Genomic DNA, 17045 nt, shown 5'->3' with positions numbered 1-17045 from the left:
TGTTCGTGTGTGGTCCGCCACAACTGTCACTGCTGTGTAATAAGGCCGGTTTTTGACCAACCCTGCCCCACCCCTGTCGGTCGAACTGTGTGCAGGGCGGTAGAGAGAGGACTCACCGCGCACACAGTGGGGAACCGGGACTTATGCGCATCTCTTTCCTGATACACCATGCCTACGGCATCGGGGGCACGATCCGTACCACGGCGACCCTCGCCCGGATGCTGGCGGAGCACCACGAGGTGGAGATCGTCTCCGTGTTCCGGCATCGCGACGAGCCGGTCTTTGACCCGGGCCCGGGCGTACGGCTGCGTGCCCTGGTGGACCTGCGCAAGGACAGTCCCGGTTACGACGGCGACGATCCACTGCACGCGCAGCCGTCCCGCGGCTTCATGCGCTCCGACAACCCGTACAAGAGCTACAGCCGGCTCACCGACCGCCGGATCGCCGACCACCTGGCGACTCTCGACGCGGACGTCGTCGTCGGCACCCGCCCGGGCCTGAACGCGCACATCGCGCGGCAGACCCGCCCCGGCGTGGTGCGCGTCGGCCAGGAGCACCTCACCTTCGACGTGCACCCGTGGCAGATGAAGCTCGCCCTCAGCGCGCTCTACCCGCGGCTGCACGCCGTCGTCACCATGACCGACGCCGACGCCCGCGCGTACCGCAACCGGCTCCGGCTGCCCGGCGTCCGCCTCGAAGCCATCCCCAACGGCGTCCCGGAGCCGCCGTCCGCGCCCTCCGACACCACCGCCAAGTGGGTCGTCGCCGCGGGGCGTCTCGCCCACGTCAAGCGTTACGACGTCCTGGTGCGCGCCTTCGAGAAGGTCGTCGCCGAGCGCCCGGACTGGCGGCTGCGGATCTACGGCGGGGGCGGCCACCGCGACCGGCTGCGCAACGAGATCGAGAAGCGCGGCCTGTACAACCACGTCTACCTGATGGGCGCCGCCCACCCCCTTGAAGCGGAGTGGCCCAAGGGCTCCATCGCCGTGGCCACCTCCAGCATGGAGTCCTTTGGCATGACCCTCGTCGAGGCCATGCGCTGCGGCCTGCCGGTGGTCTCCACCGACGCCCCGCACGGCCCGCGGGAGATCATCACCGACGGCGTCGACGGCCTGCTGGTCGCGCGGCGCAGTGCCGACGCGGTCGCGGACGGGCTGCTCACCCTCATCAAGGACGACGAGCTGCGCCACAAGATGGGCCGCGCCGCGCTGGAGAACTCCGCCCGCTTCGACCCGGCCCGGATCGCCGAGCGCTACGACGCGCTGTTCACCGAACTCACCGGCGGTCCGCGCAGCCTGACCGGGCGCCGCTTCACCGGCGCGGTCCTCGGCGGCGTCTATGCGGCCAAGATGGCGGGCCGGAGGCTGGCGGCGTGAGCAAGAGCACCACCACCCCCCGCGAAGAACGACCCGCCGCCGACGTCGTCGCCGACGCCGAAGGCGCCCTCTGCTTCATCGTCCGCACCGCACCCGCGGGCGCCGCCCTGCTGCTGCGCCGCCGCGGCGGCACCGCCCCCGAGGACGAGCTGCGGCTGCCGCTCGACGGCACCGGCGCCGACGGCCCGCACGCCGTCCTGCCCGGCGACGTGACGCTGCCCGAGGGCCGCTGGAACGTCCATCTGGCGCCGCCGGAGGGCAAGTCCGTACGCCTGGCACCCGGCCTCAACGACCTGCGCGCACTGGTCGACCGGGACATCGAAGGAGACGCCACGGTCCGCGCCCGCATCCCGTACAAGACGGTCGAGTCCAACCTCTCCCTGGTCGCCTGGCACCGCTCCCCGCACGCCGAGGCCGCCGACCTGCACGTCACCGGCGCCACGCTGCGCGTCGGCGGGCGGCTGTACGGGGCCTGGCTCGCGCCCTCCGCGACGCTGGAGGCGCGGCGGCGCACGGACGACGGCGACGGCTCCTGGGAGCCGATGGCGCCGGTGACCGTCCAGGGACCGCGCTTCGAGGCCGGTCTGCCGTAGGGCGCCCTCGTCGAGGCCGCGAGACGGCTGAGCGGCCCGCAGATCTGGGACCTGGCGCTGCGCCCGGCCCCGGACGCGGCGCCGGTGCGGATCGCCCGCATCCTCGACGACGTGCCGCTGAAGAAGAGCATCTTCACCTACCCGGCAACGGAGTTCGACGGCGGCAAGGCCCGCCCGTACTATACGGAGAGCAACGACCTGGCCGTACGGATCAACCCCTAACGCGGTCAAAAGCTGTCCGCAGCCCCTGGCACACTGCAGCCATGCTGGAAACCTCCGCGCGACTCCTGAAGCTGCTCTCCCTCCTCCAGGCGCATCGCGAATGGTCCGGCGGCGACCTCGCCGACCGGCTCGGCGTGACGCCCCGCACCGTCCGCCGCGATGTCGACAAGCTCCGCGAGCTCGGCTATCCGGTGAACTCCTCGACGGGCGTCACCGGCGGCTACCAGCTGGGCTCCGGCGCCAAGATGCCGCCGCTGCTCCTGGACGACGAGGAGGCCGTCGCCGTCGCCGTCGGCCTGCGCCGGGCCGCGGGCGGCGGCGTCACCGGCATCGAGGAGACGTCGCTGCGCGCCCTCGCCAAGCTGGAGCAGGTGCTCCCCGGCCGGCTGCGCCGCCAGGTCTCGGCGCTGTCCGCTTTCACCGTGCCGATGCTGGGTTACGGAGCCGCGGGCGAGGCCACCGGCGTCGACGCCGAGGTGCTCACCGAGCTCGCCGCCGCCTGCCGCGACAGCGAGCGGCTGCGGTTCTCGTACGCGCCGACGAGCGGCGGCGAGCCCAGCCGCCGCGTCGTGGAGCCGCACCGGCTGGTCTGCTCGCGCAGCCGCTGGTACCTCGTCGGCTGGGACGTCGACCGCGAGGACTGGCGCACCTTCCGCGCCGACCGCATCACCCCGCGGCCGCCGCACGGCCCGCGCTTCACGCCGCGCGAGCCGCCGGCGCAGGACCTCGCCGAATACGTCTCCGAGGGCGTCGCCGTGCGGGTCTACCCGGAGCGTGCGGTGGTGCTGCTGCACGCCCCGATCGCCGAGGTGCGGCAGCGCATCTCGCCGTCCGCGGGCGTGCTGACCGAGGTGGACGCGGACAGCTGCCTGCTGACCACCGGCTCGTACAGCCTGGACGCGATGGCCATCCATGTCTCCATGACCGGCTACGACTTCGAGGTGCGCGAGCCGGTGGAGCTGACCGACCACATCAGGACTCTTCGGGACCGTCTTTCCCGGGCGCTGCCGGCGTCTTAGCGGCCGCGACCTCGGGTGGGGCGTGCGGCGCCGTGTCGTCGAAGGCCGCGTACGGATGGTGCAGGTCGAAGGCGGGGGACTCGGAGCGGATCTTCGGGATGGTGACGAAGTTGTGCCGCGGCGGCGGGCAGGAGGTGGCCCACTCCAGCGAACGCCCGTACCCCCACGGGTCGTCGACCTCGACCTTCTCGCCGTACTTCGCCGTCTTCCAGAGGTTGTACAGGAACGGCAGCGTGGACAGGCCGAGCAGGAAGGCGCCGATGGACGAGACGGTGTTGAGCGCGGTGAAGCCGTCGGCCGCCAGGTAGTCGGCGTACCGGCGGGGCATGCCCTCGGCGCCCAGCCAGTGCTGCACCAGGAAGGTGGTGTGGAAGCCGACCATCAGCGTCCAGAAGTGGATCTTCCCGAGCCGCTCGTCGAGCATCTTCCCGGTGAACTTCGGCCACCAGTAGTAGAACCCGGCGAAGGTGGCGAAGACGACCGTCCCGAAGACCACGTAGTGGAAGTGGGCGACCACGAAGTACGAGTCGGAGACGTGGAAGTCCAGCGGGGGAGAGGCCAGCAGCACGCCGGTCAGGCCGCCGAAGAGGAAGGTGACGAGGAACCCCGTACACCACAGCATGGGGTTCTCGAAGGACAGCGATCCCTTGAGCATCGTCCCGACCCAGTTGAAGAACTTCACCCCAGTGGGCACCGCGATCAGGAACGACATGAACGCGAAGAACGGCAGCAGCACGGCGCCCGTGACGAACATGTGGTGCGCCCAGACGACCACCGACAGGCCGGTGATGGCGATGGTGGCGCCGACCAGCATCGCGTACCCGAAGATCGGCTTCCGGCTGAAGACCGGGATGATCTCGCTGACGATGCCGAAGAACGGCAGCGCGATGATGTACACCTCTGGATGCCCGAAGAACCAGAACAGGTGCTGCCACAGCAGCGCCCCGCCGAACTCCGCATCGAAGACCACGGACCCGAACCGCCGGTCCGCCTCCAGCACCAGCAGCGCGGCGGCGAGCACCGGGAAGGCCAGCAGGATGAGGATCGAGGTGAAGAGGGTGTTCCAGGTGAAGATCGGCATCCGGAACATCGTCATGCCGGGCGCGCGCATCCCCAGGATGGTGGTCAGGAAGTTGACCGCACCCAGGATCGTGCCGAAGCCGGCCAGCGCCAGACCCATGATCCACAAATCGGCACCGAGGCCCGGCGACCGCACGTCACTGTTCAGCGGCGCGTACGCGAACCAGCCGAAGGACGCGGGGCCGCCCGGCACCGCGTAACTTCCGACGACCATCAGCCCGCCGAAGAGGAAGAGCCAGTACGAGAGCATGTTCAGCCGCGGGAACGCCACGTCGGGGGAGCCGATCTGCAGCGGCATGATCTCGTTCGCGAAGCCCGCGAAGGTCGGGGTGGCGAACAGCAGCAGCATGATCGTGCCGTGCATCGTGAACGCCTGGTTGAACTCTTCGTTGCTGATCATCTGCAGGCCGGGTCTGGCCAGCTCGGCCCGCATGATCAGCGCCAGGATGCCCGCGAACAGGAAGAACGCGAACGACGTGGCGAGATAGAGGTGCCCGATCTTCTTGTGGTCGGTGGTGGTCAGCCAGTCCACGAGCACCCGCCCGTGACTCGTCTTCACTCCCCGGCCGGGCGCGGGGGCGGTGGCCTCCGCGGTGTGCGTGGTCCCCATCCTGGTGTGCCCCTCTCGTGGACGGACGGGCTCTCACTCGCACGCCATGATGCTCGCGTTGGGGCGGGGTCCGACAGGGGGCGTGCGCGGCTTCCTGGTGAGCGAGGGGTGGCATGGGTTCCCGGGCGCGCGGGCGGAAGTTGTGAGGATTGTGTGTACGCGGCCCATTCCGGGGGTCCGCGGCGGAATTCCCGGCCGCCCTGCGGAATGATCATTTCCGCGTGAAATCCCGGTGAAATACAGCCGTCGTCCGGGCGAGTGGCGGTCTAATCGGAGGCGTTTATCGGGCGCGGTGGCAGGGCGGCAATAACGCGTCGGTAATGTGCACTTACGAGTGACCGGAGTGGTTCACTCCGCCGCGTTGACGGTTGTGACACAAGTGTGACCGGCGCCGGACTTGCCCGCTACGGACCCGTGGTGCTGGTCGCATCCGCCCGGAAGCTTCCGCCCCCGACGCTGTCCGCATAGCGTGGCCCCATGGCACCGCAACCGAACACACCTGTGGAACCCGACGACAATCCCGAGGCGTACGTGGGCCTCGCGGCCGACGCTGCGGAGCGCCAGGCGCGGGAGCGCGGCTGGCACACGGTACGGGCGTTGCCGCCCGGCGCCATCATCACGATGGAGTACCAGGGTGGGCGCCTGAACTTCGAGGTCGCGAGCGGGATGGTGAAGCGCTGCTGGAAGGGGTGAGGCGGCGGCCTGCGGTTGGTCTGTGGCGAGGGCTGTACCCGCCCACCCGCCCGTTGCTGTGTGGAGCAGCCCCCTGCATGGGCCTTACAGAGCCGAGTAACGGGCGGGTGGGCGGGCACAGCCCCGGCGCGCAGCGCCGAAAACCCCAGCGCGACCGCAGCCGGCGAAGCGCACGGCCCCCGACGCGACCGCCCGTGAGGGCGGCATGTCGGGGGCCGACGAGTGCGGGGAGGAGGTTGTGCGTACCGGCCCTCCCCGCCGTTCAAAGGGCCGGGCGCTAGCCCGAGCTGCCCGCGGAGCGCGTCCGCGCGGCGGAGCCGCGTTCCGTGTGCGGAGGACGGCGCGGACCCACCGGCGACACCGGGGTGCGCTCGTGGCGCGACGTGTGGGGGCGGGCCGGGTGGTGGGGCCAGCCGTCGGGGCGGGCGCCGACCGACGCCATCTCCGGCAGGGGCTGCGTCGAGCTGCCCTGCGACGGTACCGGCCGCTGGATGATCGACACCCGCGCCGCCAGCGGCGAAGGCGCCGGCTCCAGGCCTCGGCTGCGCAGCCGGTCCCAGGCGGTCATCAGGAAGCCCTCCGCCCGCGCCATCAGCGGCTCGAACCAGGGCAGCGCCAGCAGCACCAGCAGCCCGGCGGTCCAGCCGAGGAAGACGTCGGAGATCCAGTGCGTGCCCAGGTACACGGTCGTGAGACCGACCCCGAGCGCGACGATGGCGGAGATGACCGAAGCGATTCTGCGAGCCCGCGGCGTGGAGGCCAGGTAGGCCAGGATGCCCCAGGTCACGACGGCATTCGCGGTGTGACCGCTCGGAAATATATCGCCGCCGAGCCACATCTCGTTCGAGCCGATGTCGGTGGCGTAGTGCGGGCCCATCCGGCCCATGCCGAGCTTCGCGGCGCCGACGCTGAGGTTCAGCAGCAGCAGCGACACCCCCAGCACCATCAGCGGGTGCAGGGTCCGGCGCCGCCATGCGCACCAGCCGAGCCAGGCCAGGACGGCCAGGGCGGTGGGGCCGCGCTGGCCCAGCACCACGAAGTAGTCGAGGAAGGCGTGCACCTCGGGCCACTGCTTGTACGGCCGGAAAAGCATCAGCTGCCAGTCCAGCCGGACCAGCCAGGAGTTGATGAGGACGCCGACGACGATCGCCACGTAGACAGCCGCCACCGACCCGAACAGCCAAAGCCGTGTCCGGGTCATGCGCGGCTTGAGGCCGCGGCGGGTCGTCTGCCGCTCCAGCGGGGGAGCGAGCTTGTCTTCGGTACGCACAGATTCGACGCTACATGGCCAGCGCAGGCGGATTGACCAAGCGGCCGGTTTTGTAATGGCTACGTGATGTGGAGTTTGTCTCAACTGGGACTTTGTGCCCGGCGTTTTCGGGCCGTTGTACCGATGTTTTCCGGGAATAAAAGCGGCGTCCATCGAGCAATTGCTTTCCGCCTCCTCCGCTTCAATTAACGGAATCCGGCCCGCCGCCGTGCGTTTCCGCGACGGGCGCCAGAGGCCGTACGGATCAGGGCGGACCCGACCCGAGCAGCCAAAAGGCCCCGTAGGCCGCAGATGTGACCGCCGTCACCACGAGCACGGCGGCCGCCCGCGCCGGGCGCGCCCGCGCGAGCGCCACCGCCGCGGGCAGCAGCAGCGGGAACGCCGGCAGCAGTAGCCGGGGCTTCGAGCCGAAGTACCCCGATGCGGCGATCGCAAGCACGGTCACCACGCCCCCGTACGCCAGCAGCGGCCAGGGCTGCCGCTGCCGTACGCACAGCACACACACCCACACCAGCAGCCCCATCGCCACCAGCAGGCCAAGACCGGCCGCGACCCCCGCGGGCCCGTTGCCGAACTTCTCCGCGATGAAGCGGGCGAAGCCCCAGCCGCCGTCGAAGCCGTTCCCCCACGCCCCCTGCACATCCAGATAGCCGAGCGGCTCGCCGGTCTCGAAGCCGACCCAGACGACATAGCCGAGCCAGCCCAGCGGCGCGAGCACCGCCCCCGCCACCATCCGCGGGCGGAGCTCACCCCGCCGCCACGCCAGCCACACCCCGACCCACACCGCCGCCACCACCGCCGCCCCCACCGGCCGGGTCAGCCCGGCCAGCACCGACAGCGACCCGGCCCACAGCCACCGCCCGGTCAGCACCGCGTAGACGCCCCAGGCCGCGAGGGCGGTGAAGAGCGACTCCGAGTACGCCATCGACTGCACGATCCCGACCGGCAGCGCCGCCCACAGGACGGCCAGCATGATCCCGGCCCGCCGCCCGTACAGCAGCTCGCCGATCGCGTAGAGCCCGGCGGCCGCGGCCAGCGACGCCAGCGCGCTCACCACCAGGCCCACGTCCGCGGGCGTCAGCGACGTCACCGCGGCCCCCGCCTTCTCCAGCCACGGCAGCAGCGGGAAGAACGCCTTCGCCGGCAGCACCCGCCCGTCCGGCGCGACCTTCTCGAAGTCGTAGCCGTAGAGAACCACCCGGGCGTACCAGAGCGAATCCCAGCGCGCGGACAGCAGCTCATGTGCGCTCTTGCCGTTCGCGCCCGCCGACAGCGCGAGCGCCGCCACGCCCAGCGCGCGCACCGCCGCGAAGAGCAGCAGCGCGGGTACGGCCCGGCGGGCGGCGCCGCGCAGAGCGGACAGCCCCCGTCGCGCCGAGGGCGGCGCATGCATCGCGAGATCGGTCATCCGCATGATTATCTGGCATCTGGGCATGCGGAACCGGCAACCGGGGCCCCGGACCGGCGACGGGACGACCCGCCGACGGCGGGCGGTACGCACGTGAGTGCGCTCCGTCACGCCATGGTGCGAGGTTCGTCTCAAGTCGGACCGCACCGGTAACGGAACCGCGGACTCGCGTAATCTGACGTCTTCGCGCATGCGCAGGATGTGCAGGAGGTGCATTGATGGCAGGGACGACCACGGGTACCCCACGACCCGCGGGAGCGCTTGCCGTGCCCACCACCCGCGGTGGCGCGAGCCGCTGGACCGTCCTCGTCGTCCTGTGCTCCTCGCTGCTGCTGGTCGCGCTCGACGCCACCGTGCTGCATGTCGCCGTCCCGGCGCTCACCGAGGACCTGCGGCCCAGCGCCGTGGACCTGCTGTGGATCGTCGACGCCTACCCCCTTGTCGCGGCCTCGCTGCTCATCCTCTTCGGCACCCTCGGCGACCGTGTCGGCCGCCGCCGGGTGCTGCTGCTCGGCTACGGCATCTTCGGCATCGCCTCCGCCATCGGCGCCTTCGCGACCGACCCGCATGTGCTGATCGCGGCCCGCGCCCTCCTCGGCGTCGGCGGCGCCATGATCATGCCGGCCACGCTGTCGCTGCTCCGCCAGGTCTTCCCCGACCGCCGCGAGCGCGCCCTGGCCATCGGCATCTGGTCCGCCACCGCCGCGGTCGGCGCCGCCATCGGACCACTGCTCGGTGGATTCCTGGTGGAGCACTTCTGGTGGGGCTCGGTCTTCCTGATCAACATCCCGCTGATGGTCCTCGCGATCCCCATCGGCCGCTGGCTGCTGCCCGAGTCCACCGCCAAGCACTCCGGACCGTGGGACGTACTCGGCGCGATCATGGCCGCCGTCGGCCTCTTCGGCGTCGTCCTCGCCATCAAGAAGGTCGGTGCCGGCGCCGAGCCGTTCGAGCCCTTCGTCGTCGCCCCCGCCCTGTTCGGCGCGGCGCTGCTCACCCTCTTCGTCCGCCGGCAGCGCCGCCGCGACTGCCCGCTCGTCGACTTCTCGGTGATCTCCCGGCGCGGCTTCGGCACCTCCGTCGGCTGCATCATCCTCGCCATGCTGGCGCTGGTCGGCCTGCAGCTCATCGCCGTCCAGTACCTCCAGCTCGTCCTCGGCCTCAGCCCGCTCGAAGCCGGGATCCGGCTGATCCCGCTCACCTTCGCGGCCATCGCCGCGGGCCTCCTCGGCTCCCGGCTGCTGGCCCGCTTCGGCCCGCGCGCCATGGTCACCTCCGGCTTCGCGCTCACCGCCGTCGCCGTCCTCGGCCTGATCTCCCTCGGCGAGTCCGACCGGCCGCCGATCCTCTGCATCGGCTTCGTCCTCCTCGGCTTCGGCCTGGAGATGGTGCTCTTCGGCTCGTACGAGTCGATGCTCAGCGAAACCCCTGCCGACCAGGCGGGCGGCGCGGCGGCCATCGGCGAGACCTCGTACCAGCTCGGCGCCGGCATCGGCATCGCGCTCCTCGGCAGCGTCATGAACGCCGTCTACAGCCCCGGCGTCGCCGACGTCCCCGGCGTGTCCAGCTACGCCGGAAAGCACGCGGGCAACTCCCTCGGCGAGGCCTACAGCGTCGCCGCGAAGCTCGGCGGCGACGCGGGCGCGGCCCTGCGCAGCGCCGCCCGGGACGCCTTCGTCCACGGCATGCACGTCACGCTGCTCGTCAGCGCCCTGCTGCTGCTCGGCGGCGCGGCCATGGCGCTGCGGCTGCCGCGGCACATGGAGTGCGGCACACCCATCGAAGAGGCCCTGGACGCGGCGGATTACCCGGAAGTAGCGTCGGCCCCGAGCCGCGACCGACGCCCCCCGGAGGGTCCTGATGTCCGCAAGCAGCACTACGCCACCGCTCAATCCGGCCGACCCGCTCGGGATTGACGACCTCCTCGCCCCCGAGGACCTCGCCGTCCGCGACACGGTCCGCTCCTGGGCGGCGGACCGCGTGCTGCCGCACATCGCCGACTGGTACGAGCGCGGCGAACTCCCCGGCGTCCACGAGCTCGCCCGCGAGCTCGGCTCCATCGGCGCCCTCGGGATGTCCCTGACCGGCTACGGCTGCGCCGGCGCCTCCGCCGTCCAGTACGGCCTCGCCTGCCTGGAGCTGGAGGCCGCCGACTCCGGCATCCGGTCGCTGGTGTCAGTGCAGGGCTCCCTCGCCATGTACGCCATCTGGCGGTTCGGCTCCGAGGAGCAGAAGCAGCAGTGGCTGCCGCGGATGGCGGCCGGCGAGGTCCTCGGCTGCTTCGGCCTTACGGAGCCCGACCACGGCTCGGACCCGGCCGGCATGCGCACGTACGCCAAGCGCGACGGCTCCGACTGGGTGCTCACCGGCCGCAAGATGTGGATCACCAACGGCTCGGTGGCGGGTGTGGCCGTGGTCTGGGCCCGTACCGACGACGGCATCCGCGGCTTCGTCGTACCCGCCGACACCCCCGGCTTCTCCGCGCCCGAGATCAAGCACAAGTGGTCGCTGCGCGCCTCCATCACCAGCGAGCTGGTCCTCGACGAGGTGCGGCTCCCGGAGGACGCCGTACTCCCGGAGGTCACCGGCCTGCGCGGCCCGCTCTCCTGCCTCACCCACGCCCGCTACGGCATCGTGTGGGGCGCGCTCGGCGCCGCCCGCTCGTCCTTCGAGTCCGCCCTCGAATACGCGAAGACCCGCGAGCAGTTCGGTAAGCCCATCGCCGGCTTCCAGCTCACCCAGGCCAAGTTCGCCGACATGGCGGTGGAGCTGCACAAGGGCCTGCTGCTCGCCCACCACCTCGGGACGCGGATGGACGCGGGCACGCTGCGCCCCGAGCAGGTCAGCTTCGGCAAGCTCAACAACGTCCGCGAGGCGATCGACATCTGCCGTACGGCACGGACCATCCTGGGGGCGAACGGAATTTCGCTGGAGTACCCGGTGATGCGGCACGCGACGAATCTGGAATCCGTCCTGACCTACGAGGGCACGGTGGAGATGCACCAGCTGGTGCTGGGCAAGGCCCTCACAGGCCAGGACGCGTTCCGGGGTTAAACGGCTAGCTCTGGTTGAAGAACCCGCCGGAGGCGCCCCGCGCCGCCTCCCCGGGCACCACCCGGAAGTCCGCCGGGGTCAGCAGGAACACCCGGTTCGCCACCCGGTCGATCGAACCGCGCAGGCCGAAGATGAGGCCGGCCGCGAAGTCCACCACCCGCTTCGCGTCGGCCGGCTCCATCGCGGTGAGGTTCACGATGACCGGCACCCCCTCGCGGAAGAGCTCGCCGATGCCGCGCGCGTCGCGGAAGCCGTCAGGAGAGATCGTGGCGATGCGCTGCCCCTGCTCCTGCGCCGCCTCGGAGGCGATCCGCACGCGCGGGTCGGTCACCCACGCGGGCCCGTCGGTACGGGAGTCCTCAGTGGTGTAGTTGTCGTCGTCGTAGTAGCGCTCGCCGTCGTTGTCGTCGACGAGGCCGAGCCACGCACTCGCCTTGCGTACCGATCCCATTGACGCCTCCTCTCTCTCACGCGGCCAACTTCTCGTCCGCACCCCTATGGTCGTCCATGATGCGGATGATGTGCCAAGCCGATTGTGCCTGCGCACGGGTCTTGTGACAGGACTGGTGCTTTCCGGCGCCCCCGTGACCGAGTGCCGATCAGCATGCCGACAGCATACGGAATCTGACGGATAGGCAGATAATCTGTTTCCCGGGCGTATGGGTGAACTCTGTGCATGAGCTGTGCTGAAGGAGTGAAAAACGCCCGGCGCGGCAGGCTTGACGGCCGTGACGTGTCCCTGCCTGTCACCTGGGAATGCTCTTGAAGTGGCGGTGCCCACTGGACCCTTGCGCTTGGGTGTCGCTGCCCCGAATACTGCGGCCAGCGTTTGTCAGGGGCACGAAATGCGGGTGGGGTGAGAGGGCCTACGCTCCGGTGTCCTGTGGCAGCGCGTCAAGGGCCCGTTCACCGGCGGGCCCCCGAGCACCTCGGAGGCATGTGTGAGGAACAAGCCCAGGACCGGGCACGGACGCCGCGGCATAACCCGCCGCACCGGGCTGATAGCCGGGGTCGTCGCCCTTGGCGCGGGTGCCGCGGTGGCCGTGCCGGCAGCCAGCGCCGACCAGGCCGAGACCTTCAGCGCCAACCAGCTGCTCAGCACGAGCAACGCCGTGCTGAATGCCGACGTCGCCGGCACCGCCTGGAGCGTCGACAGCAAGACCGGCAAGGTCGTGGTGTCGGTCGACGACCGGGTGTCCGCGAAGGAGGTCGCCGCGCTGAAGAAGGCGGCCGGGGTGACCGCGGGAGCGCTGAAGGTCGAGCGCGTCGACGGCAAGTTCAGCAAGCTGCTGCGCGGCGGCGACGCCATCTACACCTCGCAGTGGCGCTGCTCGCTGGGCTTCAACGTCCGCAACTCGTCCGGGGCGTACTACGCCGTGACCGCGGGCCACTGCACCGAGGGCAAGCCGAACTGGTTCACCAACCAGAGCGCGTCGACCGCCATCGGGCCGACCACCGGCACCAGCTTCCCGGGCAATGACTACGGCATCCTGAAGTACACGAACAGCAGGGTCACCCACTACGGGACGATCAACCTGTACAACGGCAGGACCCAGCAGATCGACAGGGCCGCCAACCCGACCGTCGGCCAGTCGGTCAAGCGCAGCGGCTCCACCACCGGGCTGCACAGCGGCAAGGTGACCGGCCTCAACGCCACCGTCAACTACGGCGGCGGCGACATCGTCAAGGGCCTCATCAAGACCAACGTCTGCGCCGAGCCCGGCGACTCCGGCGGCCCGCTCTTCGCCGGCACCACCGCCCTCGGCCTCACCTCCGGCGGCAGCGGCGACTGCACCTCCGGCGGCACCACCTTCTTCCAGCCGGTGAAGGAGGCGCTGACGAAATACGGGGTGAAGGTCTACTGACGCCCCCGCACGTCTGCTGACGCCTTTTCAGCGATCGCGTAGGCCTCCTGCCCTCCCGGCTCTCCCCAGGGGTGTAGTCGCGGAGTTACCGTAAGAGATGAACGCCTGACTCGTACGGGTACGGCAGGAGGCCAGCGATGGTCGAGGAGCTGGTGGCCGCGGGAGTGACGGTTGCGTCCGTCGGTGCGGTCTATGTCATGTCAGCGGCCCGCGTGGTGAAGCAGTACGAGCGCGGAGTGGTCTTCCGGTTGGGCCGGCTCAGGCGCGAGGTCAAAGAGCCGGGCTTCACCATGATCATTCCGGGCATCGACCGGCTGCGTAAGGTCAATCTGCAGATCGTCACCCTTCCCATCCCCGCCCAAGAGGGCATCACCCGCGACAACGTCACCGTGCGCGTGGACGCCGTCGTGTACTTCAAGGTCGTGGACGCGGCCGACGCGATCGTACGGGTCGAGGACTACAAGTTCGCCGTCTCCCAGATGGCGCAGACCTCGCTGCGGTCGATCATCGGCAAGAGCGAGCTGGACGACCTGCTGTCCAATCGCGAGAAGCTCAACCAGGGCCTGGAGCTGATGATCGACAGCCCGGCGGTGGAGTGGGGCGTCACCATCGACCGCGTCGAGATCAAGGACGTATCGCTGCCGGAGACCATGAAGCGGTCGATGGCCCGGCAGGCCGAGGCCGCCCGCGACCGGCGGGCCCGGGTCATCAACGCCGACGCCGAGCTGCAGGCGTCGAAGAAGCTGGCGCAGGCCGCGCAGCAGATGTCGGAGCATCCGTCGGCGCTGCAGCTGCGGCTGCTGCAGACGGTGGTGGCCGTGGCCGCCGAGAAGAACTCGACGCTGGTGCTGCCGTTCCCGGTCGAGTTGCTGCGGTTCCTGGAGCGGTCGCAGGGTGCCGAGGCCCCGGCGCCGCCGTCGGGGAGCGGGGCGGGGGTGGTTGAGGCTGTTGCCAAGGCCGTCGGGGCTGCGGCTCCGGCTCCCGGGAACGAGGCGAGCGAGCTGCCGGAAGAGCTCAAGGACCTGCCGGAGCTGGGCCCGATCGATCCGGTCGGCCCGCTCGACGAGCCCTTGGGTGAGCCGGACGTGGAGCCCGAGTCCGACCGCAAGGAAGGCGACGGCTGACCGTATGCCACAGTGGGCGGCATGCCTGAGACGCCCGCGCCTGCCAACGAATTCCCCCTGCACGGCCGCGTGGCCCTCGTCACCGGCGTCAGCCGCCGTATCGGCATCGCCTACGCCCTCGCCCGTCGGCTCGCCTTGCTGGGCGCCGACGTCATGGCGCACTCCTGGGCGCCGCACGACGACGAAATGCCGTGGGGCGCAGACCCGGTGGGCGCGGAAGGCGTCGCGGCCAAACTGGCCGGGGAGCTGCCGCCGGGCGCCGGCCGGGTGCTCGCCCGCTCCTCGGACCTCGCGGACCCGGCCGCGCCGGGCGCGCTGGTCGACGCGGTGGACGCGGCCTTCGGCGGCATCGACCTGCTCGTCGCCACGCATGCGCGGTCGAGCACGTACGACCTGGCGTCCTCGACGGCCGCCGAGCTGGACCTGTGCTGGGCGGTGAACGTGCGGGCGACGCTGCTGCTGGCGCAGCGGTATGCGGCCGTACGGGACCACTCGCGGCCCGGCGGGCGGGTGGTGATGTTCACGTCCGGGCAGCACTTCGCGCCGATGGCCGGGGAGATTCCGTACGCCGCCACCAAGGGCGCGCTCCAGCAGCTGACCAAGACGCTGGCGAAGGAGCTCTCCGGGCACCGCGTCAACGTCAACTGCATCGATCCGGGCCCGGTGGACACCGGCTACGCCGAGCCGGGCGGGGAGCTCTACGAGATGGTGGCCTCGCGGATGCCCTTCAAGCGCTGGGGCGAGCCCGACGACATCGCGAACCTGGTGGAGTGGCTGGCGCGGGACGAGGGCGGGTGGATGACCGGGCAGACGCTCTCGCACGACGGGGGCTGGCAGTTCGGCGCGTTCGGCTGAGCGGGGCTAGCTGACGGACTGTCTACGGACTGGCTTATTCCGGCCTCGACGGGCGGGGCAGTACGCGATCAGGCTGCATGACGCCTGTGACGTACACGCACCCGTACACGTCCTACGAGGGAAGGCCCGTCCGTGAAGTTCAGCTACGCCATGCTGCCCGACTACCCCCTCACCGAGTCCATCGCCTCCATCCGCCTCGCCGACGAGCTGGGCTTCCACGCCGTCTACGCCGCCGACGAGACCTGGCACAAGGACATGTGGCTGCTCTTCGCCGCCGCGGCCGGGCAGACGAGGCAGATCCGCCTCGGCCCCAGCCTCTCCGGCGTCGTGCTGCGCGAGCCGACGCTGATCGCCCAGTCCCTCGCCACCCTGGACGAGCTCTCCGGCGGCCGCGCCGAAGGCGTGCTGTCCTGCGGCAACTTCGGGCTGCTCGCCCAGTACGGGGTGGACTGGACCCGCATCAAGCCCCTTTCGCGTACGAAAGAGGCGCTGCACGTCGTACGGACGCTCCTCGACGAGGGCGCGATCACGCATCGCGGCGAGTTCTACACGTACGAAGGGCTCTTCACCTTCGCCCGGCCCGTACAGGAGAAGCTGCCGGTGCTGCTCGGGGCGATGCGCGGGCCGAAGTCCTTCGAGGCGGCGGGGGAGCTGTCGGACGGCTGCCACCACGCGCTGTCGTATACGCGGGAGGCGTACGACTACGCGGTGCGGCACATCCGGGCGGGGGCGGAGAAGGCCGGAAAGGACTGGCGGACGCTGGACATCGGCGCCTGGATCGTCTTCGCCACCGGGCCGGACTCGGCGGCCGCGAAGGAGGCGGCGCGGTCGATGGTGGGCATCTATGCCTCCTCGATGCCCGAGGAGCAGCTGGTGCGCAATGGCGTCGATCCGGCCGAGCTCAAGCCCGTCATCGACGCGATCGGCGCCGGTGATCTGGCGCGGGGGATCGAGCTGACGACGCCGGAGATCACCGAGAAGCTGTCGGTGGCGGGGACGCCCGAGGAGTGCCTGGAGAAGATCCAGCGGGACATCGCGCCCAGCGGGGTCAACCACATCATTTCGGCCATCACCGACCGGAGCCTGGTCAAGGCCTTCACGGGGCGGGACCTGGAGGGCGTGGCGGACGCGGATACGCAGCTGCGGCTGATCGCGGAGGAGATCATGCCGCATTTCAAGGGCTGACAAGCAGATGTCCTCTGTGAGTTGTGAACCTACGTCGTACCGCCTTTAGTACGGAGGCGCGCGATGAGGTTCCATCGCTTCATTCTCCGGAGGTCCCGGCGGCCGGCGGGGGAGTGGCCGCGTGCCATTCGCCCGCCGACTGCGGCGCCGACGCCGTCCACGGCCACAACAACGTCGTTGGCGCCACCCTCCGTCTTCCCGCACCACATCGGCACGGGCGCCACCCGCGACCCGGGCCTGGTCAAGCGAGCCGAGCAGGTCACCCGCGCCACCGCCAAGCACTACGTGGGTGACGGCGGCACCACCTTCGGCACCGGTTCCGGCAACTACCTGACCGACCAGGGCGACACCCGGATCAGCTAGAAGGAGCTGCGCGCCGTCCACCTGCCGCCGTACCGCGCGGCGGTGAAGGCGGGCGTCGGTTCGGCCGGGCACCGGGCGGTGGCGCGGGAGGCCGTACGCAAGTCGCTGACGCTGCTGAAGTGAAGACCTGCATCGCCATCCTGGAGTCCGGCCGCCCGCTGATCATCGGCGGCCAGCTCCCGCAGACCGACGCCTTCGTGGCGGGCTGGCTGCCGGGTACGGGGGGCGAGGGCATCACGGACGCGCTCTTCGGGGCCGGGTTCTCCGGCAGGCTGCCGGTGAGCTGACTGAAGTCGGTGGCGGATGAGCCGGTGAACCGGGGGGGACG

General features: G+C 70.7%; 16 protein-coding genes and 1 pseudogene. 13 read left to right on the top strand and 4 right to left on the bottom strand.

Features of this window, described 5'->3' with window-relative positions; genetic code table 11:
- Positions 1-143: 143 nt before the first annotated feature.
- From ACNNMR_RS07555 to ACNNMR_RS07540, 4 genes are all read left to right on the top strand, one after another.
- Positions 144-1376, top strand: a complete 1233-nt coding sequence (locus ACNNMR_RS07555; protein ID WP_419993752.1) for a glycosyltransferase family 4 protein — start codon at positions 144-146, stop codon at positions 1374-1376.
- Entirely contained in the window at positions 1373-1969 is a 597-nt protein-coding gene (locus ACNNMR_RS07550; RefSeq protein WP_419993751.1) for a hypothetical protein, read from the top strand. Before ACNNMR_RS07555 ends, ACNNMR_RS07550 begins: the two co-directional genes overlap by 4 nt.
- 84 nt (positions 1970-2053) lie before the next feature.
- Entirely contained in the window at positions 2054-2191 is a 138-nt protein-coding gene (locus tag ACNNMR_RS07545) for a hypothetical protein (protein ID WP_419993750.1), read from the top strand.
- A gap of 41 nt (positions 2192-2232) precedes the next feature.
- A complete protein-coding gene (locus tag ACNNMR_RS07540) occupies positions 2233-3210 on the top strand; it encodes a helix-turn-helix transcriptional regulator (protein WP_419993749.1) in 978 nt (325 codons plus the stop codon).
- On the opposite strand, the gene ctaD is transcribed toward ACNNMR_RS07540, so the two are convergent.
- Positions 3164-4900 carry a cytochrome c oxidase subunit I gene (ctaD, locus tag ACNNMR_RS07535; RefSeq protein WP_419993748.1) on the bottom strand — a complete coding sequence of 579 codons (1737 nt, stop codon included), beginning with the start codon at positions 4898-4900 and terminating at the stop codon, positions 3164-3166. The genes ACNNMR_RS07540 and ctaD overlap by 47 nt on opposite strands.
- A gap of 477 nt (positions 4901-5377) precedes the next feature.
- On the opposite strand from ctaD, the gene ACNNMR_RS07530 reads away from it, so the two are divergent.
- Positions 5378-5593 carry an I78 family peptidase inhibitor gene (locus ACNNMR_RS07530; RefSeq protein WP_419993747.1) on the top strand — a complete coding sequence of 72 codons (216 nt, stop codon included), beginning with the start codon at positions 5378-5380 and terminating at the stop codon, positions 5591-5593.
- Between the two features lie 277 nt (positions 5594-5870).
- Here the strand turns inward: ACNNMR_RS07530 and ACNNMR_RS07525 are convergent, their stop codons facing one another.
- Both ACNNMR_RS07525 and ACNNMR_RS07520 read right to left on the bottom strand, forming a co-directional pair.
- Positions 5871-6863, bottom strand: coding sequence for a phosphatase PAP2 family protein (locus ACNNMR_RS07525; protein ID WP_419993746.1), 993 nt, complete (start codon positions 6861-6863; stop codon positions 5871-5873).
- A 244-nt stretch (positions 6864-7107) separates the two neighbouring features.
- Positions 7108-8271 (bottom strand): hypothetical protein, encoded by a 1164-nt coding sequence (locus ACNNMR_RS07520; protein WP_419993745.1) that lies wholly within the window; start codon positions 8269-8271, stop codon positions 7108-7110.
- 218 nt (positions 8272-8489) lie between these two features.
- On the opposite strand from ACNNMR_RS07520, the gene ACNNMR_RS07515 reads away from it, so the two are divergent.
- On the top strand, positions 8490-10187 hold the full coding sequence (locus ACNNMR_RS07515) for an MFS transporter (protein WP_419993744.1): 1698 nt from the start codon (positions 8490-8492) through the stop codon (positions 10185-10187).
- Positions 10132-11325, top strand: a complete 1194-nt coding sequence (locus ACNNMR_RS07510; protein ID WP_419993743.1) for an acyl-CoA dehydrogenase family protein — start codon at positions 10132-10134, stop codon at positions 11323-11325. Before ACNNMR_RS07515 ends, ACNNMR_RS07510 begins: the two co-directional genes overlap by 56 nt.
- 4 nt (positions 11326-11329) lie before the next feature.
- Here the strand turns inward: ACNNMR_RS07510 and ACNNMR_RS07505 are convergent, their stop codons facing one another.
- Positions 11330-11776 (bottom strand): cell division protein SepF, encoded by a 447-nt coding sequence (locus tag ACNNMR_RS07505; RefSeq protein ID WP_419993742.1) that lies wholly within the window; start codon positions 11774-11776, stop codon positions 11330-11332.
- 490 nt (positions 11777-12266) lie between these two features.
- Between ACNNMR_RS07505 and ACNNMR_RS07500 the strand changes: the two genes are divergently transcribed.
- From ACNNMR_RS07500 to ACNNMR_RS07475, 6 genes and pseudogenes are all read left to right on the top strand, one after another.
- Positions 12267-13190: a S1 family peptidase gene (locus ACNNMR_RS07500; protein ID WP_419993741.1), complete on the top strand. Its 924-nt coding sequence runs from the start codon at positions 12267-12269 to the stop codon at positions 13188-13190.
- 137 nt (positions 13191-13327) lie between these two features.
- Positions 13328-14314 carry an SPFH domain-containing protein gene (locus ACNNMR_RS07495; protein ID WP_419993740.1) on the top strand — a complete coding sequence of 329 codons (987 nt, stop codon included), beginning with the start codon at positions 13328-13330 and terminating at the stop codon, positions 14312-14314.
- A 21-nt stretch (positions 14315-14335) separates the two neighbouring features.
- Positions 14336-15169 carry an SDR family oxidoreductase gene (locus ACNNMR_RS07490; protein ID WP_419993739.1) on the top strand — a complete coding sequence of 278 codons (834 nt, stop codon included), beginning with the start codon at positions 14336-14338 and terminating at the stop codon, positions 15167-15169.
- 132 nt (positions 15170-15301) lie between these two features.
- On the top strand, positions 15302-16354 hold the full coding sequence (locus ACNNMR_RS07485; RefSeq protein WP_419993738.1) for an LLM class flavin-dependent oxidoreductase: 1053 nt from the start codon (positions 15302-15304) through the stop codon (positions 16352-16354).
- A gap of 131 nt (positions 16355-16485) precedes the next feature.
- Positions 16486-16780: pseudogene (locus ACNNMR_RS07480) on the top strand (hypothetical protein); the annotation flags it as partial.
- Positions 16781-16836: 56 nt separating this feature from the next.
- Entirely contained in the window at positions 16837-17004 is a 168-nt protein-coding gene (locus ACNNMR_RS07475) for a glycoside hydrolase family 3 C-terminal domain-containing protein (RefSeq protein ID WP_419993737.1), read from the top strand.
- Positions 17005-17045 lie beyond the last annotated feature (41 nt).

It is taken from the genome of Streptomyces boninensis (assembly GCF_048572725.1).
GTDB classification, from domain to species: Bacteria; Actinomycetota; Actinomycetes; order Streptomycetales; family Streptomycetaceae; genus Streptomyces; species Streptomyces boninensis.
Note: the sequence above shows the minus strand (reverse complement) of the source record. Positions and strands in the feature narration are given on the sequence as shown.